General features: G+C 64.3%; 4 protein-coding genes. All 4 read left to right on the top strand.

Features of this window, described 5'->3' with window-relative positions; all coding sequences use genetic code 11:
• Positions 1 to 66 precede the first annotated feature (66 nt).
• Positions 67 to 1,062 (top strand): sugar phosphate isomerase/epimerase, encoded by a 996-nt coding sequence (locus GXP39_15080; GenBank protein NOZ29356.1) that lies wholly within the window; start codon positions 67 to 69, stop codon positions 1,060 to 1,062.
• Positions 1,063 to 1,249: 187 nt separating this feature from the next.
• Positions 1,250 to 2,341, top strand: a complete 1,092-nt coding sequence (locus tag GXP39_15085; protein ID NOZ29357.1) for a hypothetical protein — start codon at positions 1,250 to 1,252, stop codon at positions 2,339 to 2,341.
• Positions 2,342 to 2,355: 14 nt separating this feature from the next.
• Entirely contained in the window at positions 2,356 to 2,946 is a 591-nt protein-coding gene (locus GXP39_15090) for a nitroreductase family deazaflavin-dependent oxidoreductase (GenBank protein ID NOZ29358.1), read from the top strand.
• 464 nt (positions 2,947 to 3,410) lie between these two features.
• Positions 3,411 to 6,903: DUF4062 domain-containing protein (locus GXP39_15095; protein NOZ29359.1), on the top strand; the 3,493-nt coding region annotated here is incomplete at its 3' end.

Here is a 6,903-nt window from a genome sequence, read left to right on the forward strand (position 1 = left end):
TGACCGCATTGAGAGCACTCCATCAGATTCGGTGTGCCCATACCATTTCCCGATGAGGAGGCAGACATGACACGTCCGGTGACTCTGTTTACAGGGCAATGGGCCGATATGCCGCTGGAGGAACTGGCCGCCAAGGCCAAGGAGATGGGATATGACGGCCTGGAGCTGGCCTGTTGGGGCGATCATTTCGAGGTGGACAAGGCCCTCTCCGACGATGGGTATTGCCAGAGCCGATGGGACATCCTGAACAAGTACGGGCTGAAGTGTTACGCCATCAGCAACCACCTGGTGGGACAGGCCGTGTGCGACAACATCGACGCCCGCCACAAAGCGATCCTGCCCGACTACGTATGGGGCGATGGGGATCCGGAAGGGGTGCGACAACGGGCAGCGGAGGAGATGAAGAACACGGCGCGGGCGGCTGCCAAGTTCGGCGTCAAGGTGGTCAACGGCTTCACCGGCAGCTCCATCTGGCACCTGCTCTACTCCTTCCCGCCCAACCTGCCGGAGCAGATCGACGCGGGCTACCAGGACTTCGCCGATCGCTGGAACCCTATCCTGGACGTATTCGATGAAGTGGGCGTCAAGTTCGCGCTGGAGGTCCACCCCACGGAGATCGCCTTCGATATCGCCTCGGCGCAACGGACACTGGAGGCCATCAACCATCGAGAGGCCTTCGGCTTCAACTTCGATCCCAGCCACCTGGGCTATCAGGGAGTCGACTACGTCCGCTTCATCCGGATCTTCCGGGACCGCATCTATCACGTGCACATGAAGGACGTCTACTGGTCGCCGACGCCCACCGAGGCCGGGGTGTTCGGCGGGCATTTGAACTTCGGCGACTCCCGTCGCTATTGGGACTTCCGCTCGCTGGGCCGCGGCCGCATCCAGTTCGAGGAGATCATCCGGGCGCTCAACGAGATCGGCTATGAAGGGCCGCTGTCGGTGGAGTGGGAGGATAGTGGCATGGATCGCATCCATGGCGCCACGGAGGCGTTCGTCAAGCGCATCGACTTCGAACCTTCCCGGGTGGCGTTCGACGCCGCCTTCGCGGAGCAGTGACCGCGAGGAGGTTCCGACACAGCGAGAAGAAGGGCACCTCGGGCGAGGGGTGCCCTTGTTTCTACGGCAGGCCGATCTGGAAATACGACGACGGACGACAGATGACTGTCCGGAAGCGGTCCAAGTAGGATAGATCCAAGATCCACCCCCCCGCTATATGAGGGGTCAAAGCGGGAGAAGACGGGCGATGCCAGCGTGGGAGGAAACCCCCAAGCGCAAGCTGAAGGTGGATATCGGAATGCTAGAAGATGCCTTCAGCTACCGCGACCCCTGGGGGATGTCCCGCCATTACCTGGATCTGGAGACCGGCCAGGTGATCTTGATCACCGAGGATGCGCTCCTCGAGCTGGAACGCACTCGTCAGGAAGTCCACGATCCGGCGTCGGAGGAGCCCGTCGATTCGGAGCAGGTTCTCGAGCAGCTCGATTCGCCAGAGCGAAAGCGGGAGGAGTTGCTCGTGGCCGACCGTGATTACGGCGACCGCTATGTCCCTATTCCCCAAGATGAGTCTCGCCAGGCATATCGGGATATGGAGGCTTTCATCGCCACGATCGGGAACCCGCAACTGCAGGACCGTCTATGGGATGCCATCAGCGGCCGCGGCGCGTTTCGCGCCTTCAAACACGTGCTCTACGACTATCCCGACGAGAGAGAGCGTTGGTTCGAGTTCAAACAAGCCCGGCTGCGACAGCGGATTCTGGGCTGGCTGGAGTCGATCGGGATCGAGCCGATCATCGAGGCTCCGCCGGTTCCACCGCCTGAGCCCTCAACAGCCTCCATCCGCAGTCTCCTTATCGCCGAGGTGCTGGCCTTCATGCGCGCGGTCGTGGGAGAGCATGGAGATACACCTCTTCCCGGGGTGATCCGGATCGCGCTTATCGGCTCGCTGGCCACCGGCAAACCGGATCCGAGAGATGTGGACCTGCTGGTGACGGTGACGGACGATATGGACCTCGCCCCGCTGGCCAAGCTGGCCCGCAGATTGCAAGGCCGCGCTCAGGGCTTGGGCCGTGGAGCCGATGTCTTCCTGGCTGATCCGCAGGGACGCTATCTGGGGCGAACGTGCCCCTGGAAGCGATGTGGCCCGGGTATCCGAACGCGTTGTGAAGCGCTGCATTGTGGCCGTCGGCCGTATCTATACGACGATCTGCACAATCTGACGCTCCCTCGAGAGCTCGTTCAGGCGCCTCCCATCGAATTGTGGCCCGAGGTGATCACGAGGGTTGCGGTGCCCCAGGACCTGGAGCAGGGCCTGCTGGCGCCGCTGCGACGCAGCTGAATTTGGAGGATGCGATGGCGACAACGTATCCACAACGAGAGGGCGGCCTCATGATCTACCCGCGCGGCTGGCTCCGATGGGCGGTCAAGGCCCCCATCCTGCTGTGGCGGCTGGGATTCGGGCCGATTTTGGGCCGGATCTTCATGCTGCTCACCACCACCGGGCGCAAGAGCGGGCTGCCCCGCCGCACGATGGTGGAGTACCACATGCTCAACGGGAGGATCTACGCCCCCTGCGCCTTCGGCCCCAAGGCTCAATGGTACAAGAACATCGTCGCCGACCCGCGGGTGACCGTGCAGACGGCGCATGGGGTCCAGAGCATGATCGCCACCCGGGTCACCGACGATGAGGAGATCCTGGCCGTATACGAGCTGCTCCGCCGCCGTGACCCGGTCATCCTGGACGCCTACCTGCGGTCGCTGGATATCCGCCCTGACCCGGCCGATGTCGTGGCCAAGAAGGATCGCATCTACTGGCTGCGGTTCGATCCCACCGACGAGCCCACGCCGCCCCCGCTGGAGGCCGATCTGGCATGGGTATGGCCGGTGGTGCTCGTGTTGCTGCTGGGGTTGTGGTTACTCCGCCGCAGAGGCGCCGGCGGGTAGGTAGCGGCGGCGTGGGAGCCGCCGCTGCTGTAGTCAAAGGACACGTATCGCCCAAGTTAGCAGGCTGAGCTCCCATGCTCAGCCTAGCAGCGGCATGGGAGCTGCCGCCGCTGTAATCGAGAGTTTGCTCTATCCGCCCAGCCGGTCGGGCTCCCACGCCCGGCCGGGCGGCGGCCTATTCGTCAGAGGCTCTATCAGCTTGCAGGCATGGTATACTGAGGATGCAGAGAAGCGCCGCGCGGCCAGAAACAGCAGAGACTTTGAACTATGAACCGGATTGGCAAACAGCCGCCTTGTCACCGATTCTTTCTGAATCCCTACCAGGGTGCCCGATTCACGCGTTGTCCGGAATGCAATGACAAGACCCGACTGCGCAAGATACCGCTGGTGATCCACGTGCGTCCGCTGAACCTGATAGCGCTAAGCAAGACCTCATTTTGAGCTCGTCGGTGGATGGGGACCAAGTGAATGAGTTAGCGCGCTCTGCAAGTTTCCGTGAGCATATAGGCCAGGTCCGAGCCCGGCTGGTTCAACGGCTGAAGGATTTCCAGCCTGGCCCGCGCACTTTCATTACCGCCTTCTGCGTGGGCACGACCATTGGCGAGTACGCCGCGTTGGCCGGCGCGACCACGCCGGAGGCGATCATGGCCGCCACCGTCGCCTTGAGCGCCCAGCTCGGCGCGAACTTGCTGGCCGACATTATCGGTGACCGGGAGCCGCCGCCAGGGCTGACCGTTGACGAGATCGCTGAGGCGGTGCAGGCGCGCCTGGAGCGGGGCGACGACCTGCAGGCGGTGCGCGCCCTGCTCCAGGAGTTGGACCTGCTGCATGCAGCGTTGGAAGCATGGCAGCGGACGGACGAGCGGCTGATCCAACTGGTGGACGAGCTGTCCCGCCATCCGCAGCTCATCGCCGCACAGGTGACCCAGGATGTGGTGAAGGCCCTGGACCCGCACCTGGCGGGATTGGAAGAGCGGATAGCCTGGATCGAGGCCCTGTTACGGGATTTGGCTCAGAACCTGAACGTATTGCGACCCCAGCTACCTCCTCTGGATCTCCCGGAGGGGCTCCTCTCTGCCTTTGTGAGCTCGGTCGTTCGCGAACTGCGCCCGGAGCGGCGCATAGTGGCCGATGCCATCAGGAGCCTGGCATTAGTCCGCCCCTGGCTGTTCGAGGAAGAACCGCCCTCTCCGCGGGCGTTACCAGAAGCCTATCTGCGTTACGTGCGCCGCTGTGACATCTTCATCCTGGTGATCGGCCACGACATCACCGATCCCGTTTACGCCGAGTACGAGACCGCCCACCGCTGTGGAAAGCCCATGCTGATCTTCTTCCGAGAAGGACTTGCGCCCTCAGAGGCGGTAGCGGCGTTCCGGCAGCAACTGGAGCAAGACGGAAGCTGCAAGTATGCCACTTTCCGGGATAACAAAGACCTGGCCCGCCAGGTGCGCAATGGTGTGGCACTGCACATCATCGAGACCTACCGTGACCACTTCTCATCGGAGCAGCTGCGCGAGAACCTCTTCCCTTATGCCGACGATGAGGTGCTTCTGGCGGAGTATCGAGCCGAGGTAGCCCGGCGCTATGCTCTGATGGACCTAAGTGGCGTTCCGCACCACCCCCAGGTCCCTCTGCCGATGGACGACCTTTACATCCGCCTGCATCTCCTGGAGCAACATCCAGGTGACGAGATACCTGGCGAGGTCGGGGATGATCCGCGAGCCTGGGTGCAGAGACAAGCACGAATGGCCGTGGAGCGACGACGGGAATGGGCGGAGCGCTTTCGGTGGCGTTCCACTTCCGGCAGCCAACCCGAAGCGGTGGAGCCGGAGGAGGCGTTGGAACGTAGTCGCCGTCTGGTGGTGCTGGGAGAGCCGGGGGCCGGCAAGTCCACCCTCCTCCGGTATCTCGTCCGGCGCCTCGCCCTGCGGGCCGATGGGCCGGTGCCCATCCTCGCCTCCCTGGGGCCATACGCGCACCTCATGGCCCGGGGCGAGCATAAGCCACTCCTGGACTATATCCTGGACGGAGTGACGCGGCCCTGGGGTCGATGGGGGGAACGATTGCGGGATTCCCTTTACAGGGTGCTCCAAGACGGACAGGCAGTGCTCTTGCTCGACGGTCTCGATGAGGCGGCTCGCTATCAGGCCGCGGTGGCCCAAGAAGTCGTCAGGCTTCCGGCCTGGGACTCGGGCCGAATCGTCATCACCTCCAGGCCGCTACCCTATTGGCAGGCCGGGAAGCCCAGCGAGTTCGGGACGCTGGCCCACTACGAGCTACTTCCCCTGGAGCCGGACCAGGCGCTCCCCTTCGCCCAGGCCTGGCTGACGCAGGTTGCTCGGCATCGGGGATATTCCGACGAGTGGACTCAGAAGCGGCTGGATTGGCTGAAGCAGCAACTGACGGATAACCCACTGACCCAGGAGGCGGCGACCAATCCGCTGCTCCTCACGTTCCTGGTCATCCTGGCCGGACGCTCCGATCGTCAAGGGCGTCCCCTTCCATTGCCGACGCGCCGGAGCGAGCTGTATCGGGCGTACATCGAGGGGCGCGGCGAAAATGAGGCATTGCTCTCCGCCTGGGAGCGGGAGCGATCGGAAGACAAGCGCCTGACCATCGGTCATCTGGAGGGCGATGAAGCGGCATCCGCGGCCATCGAGGGGCTGTTCGTGATCGCTTTTCAGCTTCAACGGGGCTACTTCGGCGGCGGGAAACCGGAGGAGGTGTTCTGGGACAACGCGAAACAGGGCCTGGCGCGCTTCTACCAGGGCGAATGGGAGATGGGTCGCAGACAAGCCGATACGCAGGCCGAGGCGGTGCTGGGCTTCTGGCTGAGGACCGGCCTCCTGATCAGCCACGAGGCTCCCGGCGGCAAGGCCCTCTCCTTCCGCCACCTCTCTTTCCAGGAATACGGCGCGGCGCGGCGGCTGGAAGCCCTGGGGCCGAATCACCCGGCCTTTCGAGAGGCGTTACGTTGGGATGGATGGGACGAAGCGCTGGTGCTCCTGGCCGATTTCACCGCCCACTTGGATGTGCTCATCGAGCGCCTGCTGCCGCTGGATCCCTTCCTGGCCGCCCGCTGCGCCGGCGTGCGAGCAGATGCTATCTCGCCAGCTACCGCCGATCGTCTGGTGACGAGCCTGACTCGCCTGGCAGAGGACATCTACAGCCCGTGGCGGGAAGAGGCAATCGTTGCCTTAGGTATCTCACATCGGCGCGAGGCCATCCCCGCCCTTATCCAGCTCCTGCAGGACGAAGAGTGGCTCGTGCGCCGGGCCGCCGCACAGGCCCTGGGGAAGCTGGAGGCGAGCGAGGCCATCCCTTCCCTCATCCAGCTCCTGCAGGACGAAGCGTGGTTCGTGCGCCGGGCCGCCGCCGAGGCCCTGGGGAAGCTAGAGGCACGCGAGGCCATCCCCACCCTCATCCAGCTCCTGCAGGACGAAGCGTGGCCCGTGCGCCAGGCCGCCGCCGAGGCCCTGGGGAAGCTGGAGGCGAGCGAGGCCATCCCCGCCCTCATCCAGCTCCTGCAGGACGAAGCGTGGCCCGTGCGCCAGGCCGCCGCACTGGCCCTGGAGAAGCTGGAGGCGAGCGAGGCCATCCCTTCCCTCATCCAGCTCCTGCAGGACGAGGAGTGGTTCGTGCGCCAGGTCGCCAAACAAACCCTGGGGAAGCTGTGGACACGAGATGATATCCCCGCCCTCATCCAGCTCCTGCAGGACGAAGAGTGGCTCGTACGCCAGGCCGCCAAACAAACCCTGGGGAAGCTGTGGACACGAGATGATATCCCCGCCCTCATCCAGCTCCTGCAGGACGAAGCGGGATTCGTGCGCCGGACCGCCGCCGAGGCCCTGGGGAAGCTGGAGGCACGCGAGGCCATCCCCGCCCTCATCCAGCTCCTGCAGGACGAAGCGGGATTCGTGCGCCGGACCGCCGCCGAGGCCCTGGGGAAGCTGGAGG

The sequence above is a fragment of the Chloroflexota bacterium genome (assembly GCA_013152435.1).
In the GTDB taxonomy this organism is placed as follows: domain Bacteria; phylum Chloroflexota; class Anaerolineae; order DUEN01; family DUEN01; genus DUEN01.